Origin of the sequence: Streptomyces sp. NPDC013455 (assembly GCF_040632975.1) — a bacterium.
Taxonomy (GTDB): Bacteria; Actinomycetota; Actinomycetes; order Streptomycetales; family Streptomycetaceae; genus Streptomyces.
Genome location: NZ_JBEYCX010000003.1, coordinates 281711 through 298155, shown reverse-complemented (window position 1 = coordinate 298155; position 16445 = coordinate 281711). Strand labels below are relative to the sequence as shown.

Annotated in this window: 7 protein-coding genes; 4 read left to right on the top strand and 3 right to left on the bottom strand. The window is 71.8% G+C overall.

Annotated features, from left to right (window positions below; all coding sequences use genetic code 11):
* Window positions 1–53: 53 nt before the first annotated feature.
* A complete protein-coding gene (locus ABZ576_RS07780; RefSeq protein ID WP_360737181.1) occupies window positions 54–3857 on the top strand; it encodes a GH92 family glycosyl hydrolase in 3804 nt (1267 codons plus the stop codon).
* A 197-nt stretch (window positions 3858–4054) separates the two neighbouring features.
* Here the strand turns inward: ABZ576_RS07780 and ABZ576_RS07775 are convergent, their stop codons facing one another.
* Window positions 4055–7321, bottom strand: coding sequence for a GH92 family glycosyl hydrolase (locus ABZ576_RS07775; protein ID WP_360737178.1), 3267 nt, complete (start codon window positions 7319–7321; stop codon window positions 4055–4057).
* A gap of 494 nt (window positions 7322–7815) precedes the next feature.
* On the opposite strand from ABZ576_RS07775, the gene ABZ576_RS07770 reads away from it, so the two are divergent.
* The 3 genes from ABZ576_RS07770 (at window position 7816) to ABZ576_RS07760 (ending at window position 12363) form a co-directional block, all read left to right on the top strand.
* Window positions 7816–10509: a SpoIIE family protein phosphatase gene (locus ABZ576_RS07770; RefSeq protein WP_360737176.1), complete on the top strand. Its 2694-nt coding sequence runs from the start codon at window positions 7816–7818 to the stop codon at window positions 10507–10509.
* Between the two features lie 508 nt (window positions 10510–11017).
* On the top strand, window positions 11018–11878 hold the full coding sequence (locus ABZ576_RS07765) for a helix-turn-helix transcriptional regulator (RefSeq protein WP_360737173.1): 861 nt from the start codon (window positions 11018–11020) through the stop codon (window positions 11876–11878).
* A 44-nt stretch (window positions 11879–11922) separates the two neighbouring features.
* Complete coding sequence (locus ABZ576_RS07760) at window positions 11923–12363, top strand: hypothetical protein (protein ID WP_360737171.1); 441 nt, start codon at window positions 11923–11925, stop codon at window positions 12361–12363.
* Between the two features lie 267 nt (window positions 12364–12630).
* On the opposite strand, the gene ABZ576_RS07755 is transcribed toward ABZ576_RS07760, so the two are convergent.
* Together ABZ576_RS07755 and ABZ576_RS07750 are read right to left on the bottom strand one after the other, a co-directional pair.
* Window positions 12631–12831, bottom strand: a complete 201-nt coding sequence (locus ABZ576_RS07755; protein ID WP_360737169.1) for a DUF397 domain-containing protein — start codon at window positions 12829–12831, stop codon at window positions 12631–12633.
* 313 nt (window positions 12832–13144) lie between these two features.
* Window positions 13145–15940, bottom strand: coding sequence for an aconitate hydratase (locus tag ABZ576_RS07750; protein WP_360737628.1), 2796 nt, complete (start codon window positions 15938–15940; stop codon window positions 13145–13147).
* Window positions 15941–16445: the final 505 nt, after the last annotated feature.

Genomic DNA, 16445 nt, shown 5'->3' with positions numbered 1-16445 from the left:
GCCCCGTAACTGACAACGTTGTCCGAAGGGGGCGCAGGAGGGGAAATCCGTAGATGCAGCGGAGAACTCGGCACAGATGGGATCCGGCGGTCGTCCTCACGGCCGCCTTTGTCATGGCCGTCGGCGCGCAGGGCGCGGCGGTCGCCCGGCCCGCCAAGGCTCCCGCGCCCGACCGGGAGTTCGCATCCTCGTTCGAGACGGGCGATCCGGCGCCGGACTGGCTGAACACGGTGGACACCGGGCCGGACGGCGGCAAGCGCGCCTCGGGCGTCGACGGCGGCTACACCACCGGCATCCCCGGCAACGTCACCGACCATGTCACCGAGGTCCGGGCGAGCGGCGAGAACGCGGGCGCCGGCGAGGTGAAGGAGAACCTGGTCGACGGCGAGCCCGGCACCAAGTGGCTGACCTTCGCGCCCACCGGCTGGGTGGAGTTCGAGCTGGACAGGCCGATCGAGATAGCGACGTACGCGCTCACCTCGGCCAACGACTTCGCCGAGCGCGACCCCAGGGACTGGACCCTGAAGGGCTCCACCGACGGCAAGGACTGGAAGACGCTCGACACCCGCTCGGGCGAGACCTTCCCCGAACGCTTCCGGACGAAGTCGTACGACCTCGCCGAACCGGTCGCGTACCAGCACTTCCGGCTGGAGGTGACGAAGAACGACGGCGCCCCGGACATCCTCCAGCTCGCCGATGTGCAGTTCTCCACCGGAGGCGGCGGCGGGCCGGTGCCGCAGGACATGCTGACCCTGGTCGACAAGGGCCCGAGCGGCTCGCCGACGGCCAAGGCGCGGGCCGGCTTCACCGGGAAGCGTGCGCTGCGTTACGCCGGCCGGCACACCGCTGACGGCCGGGCGTACTCCTCCAACAAGGTCTTCGACGTCGACGTGAAGGTGGGCGGCGACACCCGGCTGTCCTACCGCGTCTTCCCCTCGATGGCCGACGGCGACCGTGACTACGACGCCACCAACGTCTCCGTCGACCTGGCCTTCACCGACGGCACCTATCTGAGCGGCCTGGGCGCGCTGGACCAGCACGGTTTCCCGCTCACCCCGCGCGGGCAGGGCGCGTCGAAGGCGCTGTACGTCAACCAGTGGAACAGCGTCAGCGCGCGGATCGGCTCGGTCGCGGCCGGCAAGACCGTCGACCGGATCCTGGTGGCGTACGACTCACCGGACGGCCCGGCGAAGTTCCGCGGCTGGCTGGACGACGTGTCCCTGAAGCCGGTGCCACCCGAGAAGCCGAAGGCGCACCCGGCGGACTACGCGCTGACCACCCGCGGCACCAACTCCAGCGGCAGCTTCTCGCGCGGCAACACCTTCCCGGCGACGGCGCTGCCGCACGGCTTCAACTTCTGGACGCCGGTGACCAACGCGTCCTCGCTGAGCTGGCTCTACGAGTACGCACGTGCGAACAACGCCGACAACCTGCCCACCGTCCAGGCGTTCAGCGCGAGCCACGAGCCGAGCCCGTGGATGGGCGACCGGCAGACCTTCCAGGTGATGCCGTCGGCCGCGTCCGGAACTCCGGACACCGGCCGTACGGCGCGCGGGCTGGCCTTCCGGCACGAGAACGAGACCGCGCGGCCCTACTACTACGGGGTCCGGTTCGAGAACGGGCTCAAGGCCGAGATGACCCCGACCGACCACGCGGCCGTGCTGCGCTTCACCTACCCCGGCGACGACGCGAGCGTGCTGTTCGACAACGTCACCGAGCAGGCCGGCCTGACGCTCGACGAGGAGCACGGGACCGTCACCGGCTTTTCGGACGTGAAGTCGGGGCTGTCCACGGGTGCGACCCGGCTGTTCGTGTACGGGGAGTTCGACCGCCCGGTGACGGACAGCGGCGCGAGCGGGGTGAAGGGCTTCCTGCGCTTCGACGCGGGCGCCGACCGCACCGTCACCCTGCGCCTGGCCACCTCGCTCATCGGCCTCGACCAGGCCAGGGACAACCTGCGCCGGGAGATCCCGGACGGCACGTCCTTCGAGACGGTCAGGCAGCGGGCCCGGCAGGCCTGGGACGCGCTGCTCGGCCGGGTCGAGGTGGAGGGCGCGACCCCCGACCAGCTGACCACGCTCTACTCGAACCTGTACCGGCTGTACCTGTACCCGAACTCCGGCTTCGAGAAGGTCGACGGGAAGGACAGGTACGCGTCCCCGTTCTCCCCGATGCCGGGCCCGGACACCCCGACCCGCACCGGCGCGAAGATCGTGGACGGCAAGGTGTACGTCAACAACGGCTTCTGGGACACCTACCGGACCACCTGGCCGGCGTACTCCTTCCTGACCCCCGCGCAGGCGGGCGAGATGGTCGACGGGTTCGTGCAGCAGTACAAGGACGGCGGCTGGACCTCCCGCTGGTCCTCCCCCGGCTACGCCGACCTGATGACCGGCACCTCCTCGGACGTGGCCTTCGCCGACGCCTACGTCAAGGGCGTGAGGTTCGACGCGGAGGCGGCGTACGACGCGGCCGTGAAGAACGCGACCGTCGTCCCGCCGATGCCGGGCGTGGGCCGCAAGGGCATGACCACCTCGCCCTTCCTCGGCTACACCTCCACCGACACCCACGAGGGCCTGTCGTGGGCGATGGAGGGCTACGTCAACGACTACGGCATCGCCAGGATGGGCGAGGCGCTCCACCGGAAGACGGGCGAGAAGCGCTACCGGGAGGAGTCGGAGTACTTCCTCAACCGGGCCCGGGACTACGTGCGGCTCTTCGACTCCAAGGCCGGCTTCTTCCAGGGCCGCGACGCCCGGGGCCGCTGGCGGGTGGACTCCGCGGCGTACGACCCGCGGGTGTGGGGCCACGACTACACCGAGACCAACGGCTGGGGCTACGCCTTCACCGCCCCGCAGGACAGCCGGGGCCTGGCCAACCTGTACGGCGGCCGGCAGGGACTCGCCGACAAGCTGGACGAGTACTTCGCGACCCCGGAGACGGCGTCGCCCGACTACGTCGGCTCCTACGGCGGTGTCATCCACGAGATGACCGAGGCCCGGGACGTCCGGATGGGCATGTACGGCCACTCCAACCAGGTGGCGCACCACGTCATCTACATGTACGACGCGGCCGGCCAGCCGTGGAAGGCACAGGCGTACGTGCGCGAGGCGCTGTCCCGGCTCTACACCGGCAGTGACATCGGGCAGGGCTACCACGGCGACGAGGACAACGGCGAGCAGTCGGCCTGGTACCTCTTCTCCGCGCTCGGCTTCTACCCCCTGGTCATGGGCAGCGGCGAGTACTCCATCGGCTCGCCGCTGTTCAAGAAGGTCACCGTGCACCTGGAGAACGGCCGGGACCTGGTGGTGCGGGCGCCGCGCAACAGCGCGAAGAACGTGTACGTGCAGGGTGTCATGGTCAACGGCCGCCCCTGGACGTCCACCTCGCTGCCGCACTCGCTGCTGTCCAAGGGCGGGGTGCTGGACTTCTTCATGGGCCCCAGGCCGTCGGCGTGGGGCTCCGGCGAGAAGGCGGCGCCGGTCTCGGTCACCCAGGACGACGAGGTGCCGGTGCCCCGCGTCGACGTCCTGGAGGGCGCGGGCGCGCTCTTCGACGACACCTCGGCGACGAGCGCGGCGGTCACCTCGGCGGACCTGCCGGCCGGGGGTGCGGTGCGGCCGGTGCAGTACACGCTGACCTCGGCGGCGGACCGCGCGAAGGCGCCGGCCGGCTGGACCCTGGAGGGCTCCACCGACGGCACGACCTGGCGGACCCTGGACCGGCGCTCGGGCGAAACGTTCAGCTGGGACCGGCAGACCCGTGCCTTCACCGTCGCGGCACCGGGCACCTACACGAGGTTCCGCCTGGTGCTGGACGGCGAGTCGACTCTCGCGGAGGTGGAACTGCTGGCCTGACCGCGAGCGCGCACCACGGCGGCCCGCTCCCCGGGATTCCGGGAGCGGGCCGCCGTGTACGCCCGGGCCGCCGTGTACGCCCGGGCCGCCGTGCGCGCCCGGGCCGCCGTGTACGCCCGGGCCGCCGTGCGCGCCCGGGCCGGCCTGCGCCGCGGGCCGGCCTGCGCCGCGGGCCGGCCTGCGCCGCGGGGCTCGGATCAGCCCGTGGCGAGGGTGAACACGTGGATGTCCGCGTCGTGCGGGAGCGTGACGCTCCGGATGTGCTTGCCGGCCGGGGCCCGGTAGGGCTGGGTGGCGAAGACGTACGTCGTCACCGGGTCCCGGTCCGCGCCGGCCACGTTGCGGTACGCGGTCCTGGCGACGATCTCGTTGCCGTACCGGACGGTGCCGCTGCCGCCGCCGACGGTCCAGTCGGTGAAGGACAGGTCGACGGCTCCGGTGCTGCCGTCGGTGTAGGTGACGGCCGCCGTGGCCCGCTGGTCGCCGTTGACCGCGCTGCCGATGAACGACAGCGCGTCCGCGGGAGCGGCCGGCCGGATGGTCTGGCCGGCCGCGGAGGCGTTGTCGGGGCGGCCGGCGGGCGAGTCCGGCCAGGTGAAGGAGAGGCCGCCGACCGTGGCGCGGGCGCCCGGGGTGAGGCCGGCCGCCGCGAGGGCCTGGCGGGAGTAGCTCCAGCCGCCGCCGTCGTAGTCGGCCTCGTCGTGGTCGCCGTCGTCGTCGGAGACGCCGGTGTTGTCGTAGGCGGCGAGCAGGGTGCCCGGCGCGGCCACGGTGAGCGTCACCGGCTGCTCGTACGACGCGTCGCCCGAGGTCACCGCGACGCCGACGTCGGCGAAGCCCTGGGCGGCGTCCGGCGCCGCCGTGAGGGTGATCTCCCGGGCGCCGCCGGTGACCGTGCCCTGCGCGGGCGTGGCCGTCACCCCGGCCGGGACCCGGACCCGGAAGCGCACCTCGGGCCCGGTGCCGCCGGTCAGCGACAGCGCCCGGACGGTGATCCTCGTGCTGTCACCGGGGGCGAGGGTGGCGGCGGTGGGCCCGACGCCGATCTGGTACGGCTGCTCGCCCTCCCGGAAGGACGGCGGCGGGCTGTCCGCGCCCCAGCCGCGGTCCGGGACGGCGGACAGGGTGTAGTCGAGCCGGCCGCCGTCCCGGACGAAGGACGCGGGCAGCCAGGGGCGGTCGCTGCCGCGGCCGTCGACCTTGAGGGAGTGGACGTAGGGGGCGTCGGCGGCCGCTCCGGCCGCGCGGACGGAGATGTCGTTGCCCTCCGGCCTGCTGATCTCGATGCGCTCGAACAGCGGGGAGGCGAGGACCAGTTCGGCGCGGGAGGGCACCTGCGGGTACATGCCGAGAGCGGAGAAGACGTACCAGGCGGACATCGCGCCGAGGTCGTCGTTGCCCGGGATGCCGCCGGGCTCGGTGGACCACAGCCGCCGCATCGCCGCGCGGACGGTCTCCTGGGTCTTGTAGGGCGCGCCGGCGTAGTCGTAGAGGTACGGGACGTTGATCGACGGCTCGTTGTCCAGCTCCGACTTGGTGCCGCCGCGGCCGGTGAAGGCCCAGTCGCCGTCCGCGTCGTGGAAGAAGTCGTCCAGCCGGGCGAGTGCCCGCTCCCGGCCGCCCATCGCGGCGAAGAGGCCCGCCGGGTTGTGCGGGACCATCCAGGTGTACTGGGCGGCCGTGCCCTCGACGAACCCGTTGCCGGTACCGGGGGTGAAGCCGGTGACCCAGCTGCCGTCGGCCTTGCGGTTGGCGATGTAGCCGCCGTCGGGGCCGGCCGCGATGTCGAAGTTGTTCTGCCACCACTGGGAGCGGCGGGCGAAGACGTCCGCCGTCTCCTCCTCCCCCGCCGCGCGCGCCAGCCGGGCGAGCGCGTAGTCCGCGGTGGACATCTCCAGGGTCTCGGCGGCGCCGCCCCAGGCGTTGGACACGGACGGCATGTAGTGCAGCTTCAGGTACTTGTCGAGGGAGGGCCGCTGCCCCACCGAGAGCACGGGCTTGCCGGCGGCGGACAGGTCCCGCGCGGTGGGGACGGTGGCCGCCCGGACCAGGGAGGCGAGCGCGCCGCGCAGGTCGAAGCGGGTGCCGCCGAAGGCGTGGATGCCGGCCAGCGCGGTCGGCGCCGGGTCGCCGTTCATGACATGGGTGCCGCTCGCGCCGTGCAGCCAGCGGTCCCAGACCCCGCCGTTCTGCCGGGCGAGCGCGTAGAGCGACTGGGCGATGTCGGAGCCGGTGTCCGGGTCGAGGAGGGTGAGCAGCTGGACCTGGTCGCGGTAGACGTCCCAGCCGGAGAAGGTGCCGTACTGGGCCCGGTGGCCCCTGCCGACCGTGTGCACCCCGCCGTCGGCACCGCGGTACCGGCGGTCGGCGTCGCTGATCACGTTCGGGTGCAGCAGCGAGTGGTACAGCGCGGTGTAGAAGGTGGTGCGCTCGGCGTCCGTGCCGCCGCCGACCCGTACCGCGCCCAGCCGCTCCCGCCAGGCCCGCCGGGCCGCGTCCCGGACGGCGTCGAACGAGCGGCGCGGCGGGTTCTCGGCGGCGAGGTTCGCCGCGGCCGCCGCCGCGCTGACGTAGGAGATGCCGACCTTGACGTGCACCGGGCCGTCGCCGGGGGCGAACTCGACGTACCCGCCGGCGCCCTTGCCGGCCACCGGCCGTCCGCCGTGCGCGAAGCCGCCGGTGCCGCCGGACGCCTCCCGGGAGCCGGGCCGCAGCGTGTCGTCCTGCCAGGTGCCGGTGGACCGGAAGGCGCGGTCGAAGCGGGCGGTGAAGTGGAGGGTGTAGTAGGCGCGCCGGCCTTCGGGGTCGAGGTGGCCGCAGAAGTTGCCGGAGGTGACCGAGCCGGAGACGGTGCGCGTGTCCGGGTCGATCCTGACCGTCGAGTCCGTCGAGCCCACCTCCGAGTTGGCGGTGCGCACGAGGAGGGACGCGGGCTTGCCGGCCGGGTAGGTGAAGCGGGCCGAGCCGGTGCGCGCGGTGGCGGTGAGGTCGGCGGTGACGCCGGAGGCCAGGCCGACCCGGTAGTGGCCGGGCTCGGTGGTCTCGTCGACGTGGCTGAAGTCCGCCGCGTAGACGGCGTCCTTCGTGTCGCTCGCCGGGGAGGAGGTGACCTCGCCGGCGTACGGGAAGAACGGGATGTCGCCGCTGCCGCCGGCGCAGCCGGTGCCGGACATGTGGGTGAGGCTGAAGCCGCGGATGCGGGGGGCGTCGTAGTGGTAGCCGCCCGGGGCGGCGGTGCTCGTCGCGTCGCCGCGGGTGTTCTCCGGGCTCCAGGAGAGCATGCCGAACGGCACCACGGCACCCGGGAAGACGTCTCCGCCGTTCCTGGTGCCGATCAGCGGGTCCACGTACGGGGTCGGGTCCTCGACGAGGGCGGGGGGAGCCGCGCTCGCCGCGAGGGCGGGGGATGTGCCGCCGGTCGCGAGAAGCACGGCCAGCAGCAGGGACGTGGGTCTGAAACGCATGCGCGGCCCTTCCTCCTGACGGACGGGGCGCGCACCACAGGTCGCACAAGCCGCAGGGACAGTAGCGTGCGCCAGCCGTACCACGGAAGACCGCCCGCGCCCCCGCAGGCACGCCCCGGGGTCACCCGGCCGGGTCGCACCAAGTGGCTTGACATCGTTGTCCGTTGGGGCGGTAGAGTTGTACAGACCATAGGACAACGTTGTCGCGCGCCGACCGGCGCACAAGCCGCACGATCATCCTGCTCACGGCATCTCCACACGTCACCCCCTCCGGACAGGTCCCCCACCCCCCTCCCCTGTCCGGCTCGCGGACCCGGTGCCCCTGTCCACCGGGTCCGCCCAGAGCACAGCCCGCGCCGGAGCGCTCACGCACACGGCACACGTGGTGCGCAAGTGACGAGATGCGACCAGTGTTTCCGGTGAGGCGGCAAAAACATGCGTCCAACTACTGGGACGCCGTAGTCACGACCATCTGCCAGTGCTACAAATGGCGCATGTCGGACCGATTCGCCCGATTCAGGCGTATTGCATGGCGTGCCGTGGTCGGCCGAAGCCCGCGCAGTGTCGCGGGGCAGGTTCTGCTCCTTCAGGTGGCGCTGGTGGTCGCGCTCGTCATCTGCGGCGTCATCGCTCTCGTCCTCCAATCGGAACGTGACACGAGCACGGAGGCCCGGCGGCGCTCCATAGCCGTCGCGCAGACCTTCGCGCACTCCCCCGGCCTGCTGCGGGCCCTGGACTCGGCGAACCCGTCCGCGACGCTCCAGCCGCTCACCGAGGCGGGACGCAAGTCCGCGGGCGTCGACTTCATCGTGGTCATGGACACCCACGGCATCCGCTACACCCATCCGCTGCCGGGCAAGATCGGCCAACGGTTCGTGGGCGCCATCGGCCCCTCGCTGGCCGGGAAGGTGTACACGGAGAGCGTGCACGGCCCGCTCGGCGACGAGGTGCAGGCGACCGTCCCGGTCACCGACGCCCGCGGCCGCGTGACCGCCCTGGTCTCCGCCGGGATGAAGGTGAAGAACGTGACCAGCCAGGTGGACCGGCAGCTGCCGATCATCCTGGCCGCCGGCGCCGGAGCGCTCCTGGTGTCGATCGGCGGTACGGCCCTGGTGGGCCGCAGGCTGCGGCGGCAGACCCACAGCCTGGCCCCGGACGAGATGACCCGGATGTACGAGCACCACGACGCGGTGCTGCACTCGGTGCGCGAGGGCGTGCTCATCGTCGGGGACGACGGCCGGCTGCTGCTCGCCAACGACGAGGCCAGGCGGCTGCTGGAGCTGCCCGCCGAGGCGGAGGGGCGAGACGTGCGGGAGCTGTCCGACCTGGAGCCGGCCATGGTGGAGCTGCTCGTCTCCGGGCGCGAGGCGAGCGACGAGGTGCACTTCGCGGGCGGACGCCTGCTGGCGGTCAACCAGCGCCCGACGGACCACGCGGGCGGCCCCAGGGGCACCGTGGTGACGCTCCGCGACTCCACCGAGCTCCAGGCCGTCTCGGGCCGCGCGGAGGTGGCCAGGGAGCGGCTGGAGCTGCTGTACGACGCGGGCCTCGGCATCGGCACCTGCCTCGACGTGGTCCGCACCGCCGACGAGCTGGCCAAGGTCGCCGTCCCGCGGTTCGCCGACTTCGTCACCGTGGACCTGGCCGACGGCGTGCTGCACGGCGAGGAGCCGTCCCCCACCGCGACGTACATGCGGCGCGTCGCCGTGGGCGGCATCCGGGACGACCACCCGCTGTACGAACAGGGCCGGCTGATCGACTTCCTGCCGTCCACACCCCAGGCCCGCGGCTACGGCTCCGGCCGCTCGGAACTGGTCACCGATCTGTCGGCCGCCGAGGGCTGGCAGGCGCAGGACCCGGAACGGACCCGGCAGATCCTGGACTACGGCATCCACTCGCTCATCGCCGCCCCCATCCAGGCCCGCGGTGTCGTGCTGGGCATGGCCAACTTCTGGCGCTCCAAACGGGAGCCCTTCGACGAGGAGGAGCTGTCCCTGGCCGAGGAGCTGGTGGCCCGGGCCGCCGTCAGCATCGACAACGCCCGCCGCTACACCCGTGAACACGCGCTGGCGGTCACCCTCCAGCGCAGTCTGCTGCCGCGGGCCCTGCCCGAGCAGAGCGCCCTGGAGGTCGGCTACCGCTACCTGCCCGCCCAGTCGGGTGTGAGCGGCGACTGGTTCGACGTGATCCCCCTGCCGGGCGGCCGGGTGGCGCTGGCCGTCGGCGACGTGGTCGGGCACGGCCTGCACGCCGCGGCGACGATGGGCCGGCTGCGGACCGCGATACACAACTTCTCCACCCTGGATCTGCCGCCCGACGAACTGCTCAGTCACGTGGACGAGCTGGTCGGCCGCATCGACCAGGAGGAGGCCTGCGCCCAGTCGGCGGGCGAGGTCGTCGGCGCCACCTGTCTGTACGCGATCTACGACCCGGTGACACGCCACTGCGTCATGGCCCGGGCCGGGCACCTGGCGCCCGCGCTGGTCGCGCCGGACGGCAGCGTCACCTTCCCCGAGCTGCCGGCCGGACCGCCGCTGGGCCTGGGCGGCATGCCGTTCCTGACGGCGGAGTTGGTGCTGGCCGAGGGCAGCCAGCTCGTCCTGTACACCGACGGCCTCATCGAGGACCGCTCGCGCGACCTGGACGAGGGCATGGAGCTGCTGCGCCGGGCGCTGGCCGGGCACCCCGGGCGGTCTCCGGAGGAGAGCTGCCAGGCGGTGCTGGAGGAGCTGCTGCCCGAGCGCCCGGGGGACGACGTCGCCCTGCTCATCGCGCGCACCCGGGCGCTGCCGGCCGGGAACGTCGCCGACTGGGACGTGCCGCGCGACCCCGCGGCCGTGTCGGGGATGCGCCTCGCCATCTCCGAGAAGCTGGAGGAGTGGGGCCTGTCCGAACTGGGCTTCGGCATGGAGCTGGTGCTGAGCGAGCTGATCACCAACGCCATCCGCTACGGCTGCGATCCGGTCCGGGTCCGGCTGATCCGCGACCGCACGCTGATCTGCGAGGTGGCCGACGGCAGCAGCACCTCGCCGCACCTGCGGTACGCCGCGACGACCGACGAGGGCGGCCGGGGGCTGTTCCTCGTCTCGCAGCTGGCCGAACGCTGGGGCACGCGCTACTCGCCGCAGGGAAAGGTCATCTGGGCCGAACTGACACTGCCGGACCCCGGCGGTCTGCTCGACTGCTGAGCGCGGCCCGGGGCACGTGCTGACCGCGTCCGGGGGCGCGTGACGGCTCGGGCTGCGGGGGCGCGTGACGGAGCTTTGGGCTGCGGGGGCACGTGACGGAGCTTTGGGCTGCGGGGGCGCGTGACGGCTCGGGCTGCTGGGGTGCGCCCGGGTATCCCTTCGCCGTTTTCTGCCTCGGCCACGGGGGGGGGCGCACATCGGGGACCTTCGGCGTTTTCGGCCTCGGCTCCGGCGGGGGGCGCACATCAGTGGCCCTCCGCCGCGTTTTCGCGCTCCCGCGCGCCCCTTCGCTCCGGCCCGGCGGTCGCCGGACGACGTTCCGGGATCCGCGGCGGCCGTTCGCGCGTTGGAGGGGGCGAAGGGGGCGGACGAGCAGGGCCATGGGTCGCGCCCACGCGGTTCGGCTCTATGCAGAAAGCTCGGGGCATAATGGAGTTGTCCAACAGCTTGAAGCTTTCTGTGCATGGCCGATCGGGTTCCGGGTACGTGCACGGTCGAAGGAGCGGCGATGACACCCCCCGTGGACCCCAGTCTGAACCGGCGGAAACTGCGCCTGGCCCTGCGACAGGCGCGTGAGCGGGCCGGTCTGAGCCAGCGTGAGGCGGCCGAGCGGGTCGAGTGGTCGCAGTCGAAGCTGATCCGGGTGGAGACCGGCACGGTCAGCGTGTCCGTCAGCGATCTGCGCGCGCTGCTGGGGCTGTACGAGGTCCGCGACCCCGACCGGGTCCGCGAGCTGGAGGAGGCCGCCCGCGGGAGCAAGGGCCCCAGCTGGTGGTCCAAGTACCACGAGGTGGTCAGCCCGCAGTTCGCGCAGTACCTGGGCTACGAGAGCGCGGCGACGTCCCTGAACACGTACCACCCCATCGTCGTCCCCGGACACCTCCAGACCCGCGGCTACGCCGAGGCGCTCCTCGCCCCGCGCGGTCTGGACCGGGAACGGGCCCGGCGCGTGGTGGACCTGCGGATGGAGCGGCGGGAGCGGATGTTCGACAGCGGGGAGGGGCCCGTCGCCACGCTCGTCCTGGACGAGGCCGCGGTGCGCCGGGAGATCGGCGGGAAGGACGTGCTCGCCGAGCAGTTGGAGCAGCTGCTCGACCTCGGCGCGCGCGACCGGGTGCGGCTCCGCGTCCTGCCCTTCTCGGCCGGCGCGCACTACAGCACACTGGGCAGCTTCGTCCTGCTGGGCTTTCCGGACGACGACGATCTGCTGTACCTGGAGCACGCGGCGGGCAGCATGACCGGCGGCGAGGACATGGAGCTGCTGGCCCGCTATCAGGAGTGCTTCCAAACGATCATGGATCTTGCGCTCGGTGACACCGAGTCCCTCGACCTGATCGGTCGCATCAAGCAGGACCTCGGGACCCGCTAGTACACGCGGAATCCGTGGGCGGCGGAGCCAGGGGGAGGACCGACGTGGTCTTCAGGTCGATATGGCAGGGTCTGCAGAACCTGGGCCTCACCGGTGCACCCGGTGCCGAGGCAGCCGGGATGTCCGATGAGGAGCTCAAGTCTCTGGCCATGCAGAATCCGGAGCACACCCGGAATCTGATAGCGATAGAGAAGGCGCGCCACGCGTGGAAGGTGCAGGTCGCGTTGATCGCGGGCGGGGTGCTCCTCGTGGCCCTGGCGATGACGGCCTGGACGCTCGTGTCGCTGCACGCGGCCGGGCACCTCAAGCTGCCGTGGCCGAAGCCGGCCACCGTGGTGGCAACCCTCATGAGCACCACACTGATCACGGCGGTGACGGCACTGCTGCGCAGGCGGCGCAAGGAGCGCCGGGCCGCCGCTACCGCTCCGGCGAACCAGGCGCAGAACGGTGCGCAAGGCGATCAGAATCAGGTCGGAGCGCCGTAGGGCCGCCCTCCGCCCACCAGATGCCCGCCCCGACGGCCACCGCGACGGCGACGGCGACCCACAGGATCCGCCTCGTCGTCACGCTGTCGACGAGCATCGAGGCGAGTGCCGCGGCCAGCGTGGCCGCCGCGCCCGCACCCACGGAGAGCGCGACCGCACCGGCCACGGCCCGTTTCGGCCTCGGTGCCCCGCCTCCCGCCTGCTGGACCGGAGATGCCTCGGCACGCATAAGTCCCCCTACCTGTTGCCGATGGCTCGATGAGAACGTCACGGGCCGTGCGGATCCTCCTGGACGACGGCACGGAGGAACTCCGTCCAGGCGACAGCGGTGAAGGACAGGGGCGCGTGTCGTGGCTGCTTGGAGTCGCGCGCGAAGACCAGGTGCTCTCGCACGGCGACCTCCAGGCATTCGTTCTCATTGCCACACATGCTGCTCCTGCGCCATAAGGGTTCCCCCCCATGCCCCACCTCAGCCCCTCCTGCTCCCCCGATGTGCCTGGACTGCGGCGCCCGTTCATTTTAGTGGACGGTTGTGCACCGCCGCAGGCGAGTACCCCGAAAAGCGGGACGGATTGCCGGCCGTCCCGCCACCCCGGGCACCCAGAAGACTACTCACCGCTACCGAAACCAAGCGTAGAAGACGGCGGCCCTTCAGTTCCATACCCGAACCGGTCGAAGTGGCCTACGACTTCGGGTGCTCTTCCCTCTCGACGCCGGGAACGCGGAGGGCCGCATCCCCGGCGCCGGGGATGCGGCCCTCGAACGGCCGTGCCGCTGTCGCCTACTTGCGGATCAGGCTGCGCAGCACGTACTGCATGATGCCGCCGTTGCGGTAGTAGTCGGCCTCGCCGGGGGTGTCGATGCGGACGACCGCGTCGAACTCGACACCGGTGTCGGTGGTGACCTTGACCGTGCGCGGGGTGCGGCCCTCGTTCAGCTCGGTGACGCCGGAGATGGAGAAGGTCTCCTCACCGGTCAGGCCGAGGGACTGCGCCGAGGCGCCCTCCGGGAACTGGAGCGGCAGGACGCCCATGCCGATGAGGTTCGAGCGGTGGATGCGCTCGTACGACTCGGCGATGACGGCCTTGACGCCGAGCAGCGCGGTGCCCTTGGCCGCCCAGTCGCGGGAGGAACCGGAGCCGTACTCCTTGCCGGCCAGGACGACCAGCGGGATGCCCTGCTCGATGTAGTTGCGGGAGGCGTCGTAGATGAAGGCGACCGGGCCGCCGTCCTGCGTGAAGTCGCGGGTGTAGCCGCCCTCGGTGCCCGGCGCGATCTGGTTGCGCAGGCGGATGTTGGCGAACGTACCGCGGATCATGACCTCGTGGTTGCCGCGGCGCGAGCCGTAGCTGTTGAAGTCGCGGCGCTCGACGCCGTGCTCCGTGAGGTACTTGCCGGCCGGGGTGTCGGCCTTGATCGCACCGGCCGGGGAGATGTGGTCGGTGGTGACCGAGTCGCCCAGCTTGGCGAGCACGCGGGCGCCGGTGATGTCGGCGACCGGGGCCGGCTCCATCTCCATGCCCTCGAAGTACGGGGGCTTGCGGACGTAGGTCGACTCGGCGTCCCACTCGAAGGTGTTGCCGGTCGGGACCGGGAGCGCCTGCCACTGGGCGTCGCCCGCGAAGACGTCGGAGTAGGACTTGTTGAACATGTCCTCGCCGATGGCGTTGGCCACGACGTCGTTGACCTCGGCCTCGGAGGGCCAGATGTCCTTCAGGTAGACCGGGTTGCCGTCCTGGTCGGTGCCCAGGGCGTCCTTGGTGATGTCCACCTTCATGGAGCCCGCGATGGCGTACGCGACGACCAGCGGCGGGGAGGCCAGGTAGTTCATCTTGACGTCGGGGTTGATCCGGCCCTCGAAGTTCCGGTTGCCGGAGAGGACCGAGGTGACCGCGAGGTCGTGGTCGTTGACGGCCTTGGAGACCTCCTCCGGCAGCGGGCCGGAGTTGCCGATGCAGGTGGTGCAGCCGTAGCCGACGAGGTTGAAGCCGACCTTGTCGAGGTACGGGGTCAGGCCCGCCTTGTCGAAGTAGTCGGTGACGACCTTCGAACCCGGGGCGAGGGTGGTCTTGACCCACGGCTTGCGGGTCAGGCCCTTCTCCACGGCCTTCTTCGCGACGAGCGCCGCGGCGACCATGACGTACGGGTTGGAGGTGTTGGTGCAGGAGGTGATGGCCGCGACCGTCACCGCACCGTGGTCGATCTCGTACGTCGAGCCGTCGGGGGCGGTCACGGTGACCGGGTTGGACGGGACGGCCGCGCCGGTGCCCTCGGCGTGCTGCGGGGCGCCCGCGCCGTTCTCCTGGTGGCCGTAGGCCGGGGCGTCGGAGGCCGGGAAGGACTCGGCGCTCGCCTCGTCCACCGGGGAGGCGGCGGTGCCGGCCTCGGCGGCGGGGACCTCGACGTAGTTGAGGACGTCCTTGGCGAACTGCTCGGCGGCCTCGGCGAGGACGATGCGGTCCTGCGGGCGCTTCGGGCCGGCGATCGACGGGACGACCGTGGACAGGTCCAGCTCGAGCTTCTCGGAGAAGTCCGGCTCGGCCTGCGGGTCCAGCCAGAGGCCCTGCTCCTTGGCGTACGCCTCGACGAGCGCGAGCTGCTGCGCGGAGCGGCCGGTGAGCTTGAGGTAGTTGATCGTCTCGGCGTCGATCGGGAAGATCGCGGCGGTCGAGCCGAACTCCGGCGACATGTTGCCGATGGTGGCGCGGTTGGCGAGCGAGGTGGCGGCCACGCCCTCGCCGTAGAACTCGACGAACTTGCCGACGACACCGTGCTTGCGGAGCATCTCGGTGATGGTCAGCACGAGGTCGGTGGCGGTGGTGCCCGGCTTGAGCTCACCGGTCAGCTTGAAGCCGACGACGCGCGGGATGAGCATGGAGACCGGCTGGCCGAGCATCGCGGCCTCGGCCTCGATGCCGCCGACGCCCCAGCCGAGGACGCCGAGGCCGTTGACCATGGTGGTGTGCGAGTCGGTGCCGACCAGGGTGTCCGGGTAGGCCTGCCCGTTGCGGACCATCACCGTGCGGGCCAGGTGCTCGATGTTCACCTGGTGGACGATGCCGGTGCCGGGCGGGACGACCTTGAACTCGTCGAAGGCGGTCTGGCCCCAGCGCAGGAACTGGTAGCGCTCCTTGTTGCGGCCGTACTCCAGCTCGACGTTCTGCGCGAAGGCGTCGTTGGTGCCGAACTTGTCGGCGATGACGGAGTGGTCGATGACCAGCTCGGCCGGGGCCAGCGGGTTGATCTTGGCGGGGTCGCCGCCCAGCTCCTTCACGGCCTCACGCATCGTGGCGAGGTCCACGACACAGGGAACGCCGGTGAAGTCCTGCATGATCACGCGGGCCGGCGTGAACTGGATCTCCTGGGACGGCTGCGCCTGCGAGTCCCAGTTGCCGAGGGCGCGGATGTGGTCGGCGGTGATGTTCGCGCCGTCCTCCGTGCGGAGCAGGTTCTCCAGCAGGACCTTGAGGCTGTACGGCAGCCGGGCCGAGCCCTCCACCTTGTCCAGCCGGAAGATCTCGTACGACTCGTCGCCCACGCGCAGCGTGCTGCGGGCGTCGAAGCTGTTCGCCGACACGACAGTCTCCTTCATTGATGTGCGCGTACCACCGCATCCTGCCGCCACGCGGGCTTGGCCGATCCGCTAAGGTAAGGCTAAGTTAGGTAACCCTTACCGGAGTGGCCGGCTGCGGTGCGCCTCGGCAGATATCTCGATGTCGAGATAACTCTAGTACATGGGCGGCGACTGGTCATGCCCAACCCGGCCCGACCCGGCCCGGCACGCACTCCAGGACCGGCAGCCGGGCGGGTACCGGTCCAGACCGGCGTCCATCCCGGCGGGCGCCGGCACGGACATGCGGCCGCGGTCGCCGTACACGGCCTTCCGCCGGCGGGCGAGGGCACGGGCGGCGCGGTCGCGCGGTGCGGACCGGCACCCGGCCCCGTGCGCCGCGTACCGCAGGAGACGAGCGCGCAGCAGCCGGCGAGCGGCGCGGCGGCGACATACCGGTACATCTCGCTGTTCTCATGGATCCCCCTTCGGGGACATGGATCCCCCTTCGGGGACTCAGAGGGGTACGCAC

What these genes read in the sequence shown, in the direction of transcription:
- ABZ576_RS07780 (WP_360737181.1), top strand. Translation starts at nt 54, where the DNA reads ATGCAGCGGAGAACTCGGCACAGATGGGATCCGGCGGTCGTCCTCACG.
- ABZ576_RS07775 (WP_360737178.1), bottom strand. Translation starts at nt 7,321, where the DNA reads ATGCGTTTCAGACCCACGTCCCTGCTGCTGGCCGTGCTTCTCGCGACC.
- ABZ576_RS07770 (WP_360737176.1), top strand. Translation starts at nt 7,816, where the DNA reads ATGTCGGACCGATTCGCCCGATTCAGGCGTATTGCATGGCGTGCCGTG.
- ABZ576_RS07765 (WP_360737173.1), top strand. Translation starts at nt 11,018, where the DNA reads ATGACACCCCCCGTGGACCCCAGTCTGAACCGGCGGAAACTGCGCCTG.